This window comes from Bacillus cereus group sp. BfR-BA-01524 (assembly GCF_022662595.1).
GTDB lineage: Bacteria > Bacillota > Bacilli > Bacillales > Bacillaceae_G > Bacillus_A > Bacillus_A thuringiensis_S.
Map to the genome: position 1 here is coordinate 1 of NZ_JAKUDW010000353.1, position 301 is coordinate 301.

A 301-nucleotide genomic window follows, 5' to 3' on the forward strand; every position below is an offset into this window, starting at 1 on the left:
AGAGGACAAGAAATATTACAAAGATTTGGAAATTCCATGGCCACAAAATACATTGATCCATCAAAAATAAAAGAAGTAAGAGTAAAGTGGATAATAGAAGACCCTGTACCATTTTCAAAAAAAGATGATAAAAACTATAAAACTGATATATCTGCTGTGACATTTGATTGGAAGCCTTACTACTACGTTTTACCACCTTTATAAAAAGGAGAGAAAAACTTATAATGAACTGTTTATCTAAAATTACCAATTGGTTATCAAAAGATCATTTTTTAATCGGCACTAGTTTAGCTAGAATTAG

General features: G+C 29.2%; 1 pseudogene. It reads left to right on the top strand.

Annotation, left to right across the window (positions count from 1 at the left end):
* Positions 1-204 (top strand): annotated as a pseudogene (locus tag MR170_RS31435) (hypothetical protein); the annotation flags it as partial.
* Positions 205-301: the final 97 nt, after the last annotated feature.